This is a genomic window from Streptomyces sp. NPDC054847 (assembly GCF_053610925.1).
Window position 1 is genome coordinate 1 of record NZ_JBSGZJ010000800.1, and the last position, 1,096, is coordinate 1,096.

Consider the following 1,096-nt stretch of genomic DNA (forward strand, 5'->3'; position numbering starts at 1 on the left):
GGCCACTGGGCGCGGGCGTGCCCCGGGGTCACCACCGGCCCCCGGGGGGGCGGGGGGGGGGGGGGGGGGGGCCCCGGCCCCGCGCTCCGCCGGTTTGCGGTGTCCGGGACCCTTGCCGTGCCGTGTCCGGCACGCTTCACTGTCGATCACCCCACAGGAGAGCAACCGTCCCTTGACCCGAAGGGTTTCCCTTGACTGCCCTGCCCGTACGCCTGACCGGCGTCAGCGCCGCCGCCTGCGCCATCGTCCTCGGCGTCGCCCTGCCGTCCTCGGCGATCAACTCGTACAACGCGACACCCGCTCCCGAGCGCACCGAGGTCGGCGCTCTCGTCGCCACCTGGGACGCCGACAACGACCCGGCGACGCCGGACCGGGTCGACTGGGTGTGCTCCGGCACGATGATCGACGCGGACACCTTCCTCACCGCGGCCCACTGCACCACCGACTGGCCGGAGAACGTGCGGTTCTACGTCTCCCTCGACCAGGACGTGCAGGCGGGTCTGGACCGGGCCGCCGCGCAGCACCCCGGCGACCCGGCAGCCGTGGCGGACGCCGTGGCCGTCCAGGGCACCGCCCACAACCACCCCGGCTACCCGGGCCCGGCGGCGGACACCCATGACATCTCGGTCGTCGAGGTGCCGGCCGCGAAGATGCGGGCCCGCTGGTCCTTCACCCCGGCGGCGCTGCCGGAGGCCGGCGCCCTCGACGCGCTCGGGGCGCAGGGGCTGAACGACACCCCGTTCGTCGTCGCCGGTTACGGGACGCAGGAGGCCGTGCGCGGGCCGGGCGGCCACACGCACCCGGGCGGCGGCGTCCGGATGAAGGCCCCCGTCACCTTCGACGCGCTGAACAAGTCGTGGGTACGCCTGGCCATGACCGCGCCCCAGGGCAACGGCGGGGCGTGCTACGGCGACTCCGGCGGCCCGAACTTCGCCACGCTGAAGGGCAAGCGGACCCTCGTGTCGACGACCATCACGGGCGACTCCCCCTGCTACGCCACCAATGTGACGTACCGTCTGGACGCCCCTGGCGCGAGGGCGTTCCTCTCCCCGTTCACCAAGCTGCCCTGACGCACTGCTGACGGGCGAGGTCGCGG

Annotated in this window: 1 protein-coding gene; it reads left to right on the forward strand. The window is 74.4% G+C overall.

Translation table 11 applies throughout. The features are described 5' to 3' along the window. Window positions 1–191: 191 nt before the first annotated feature. Window positions 192–1,070 carry a trypsin-like serine protease gene (locus tag ACWGH4_RS35335; protein ID WP_453468018.1) on the forward strand — a complete coding sequence of 293 codons (879 nt, stop codon included), beginning with the start codon at window positions 192–194 and terminating at the stop codon, window positions 1,068–1,070. Window positions 1,071–1,096 lie beyond the last annotated feature (26 nt).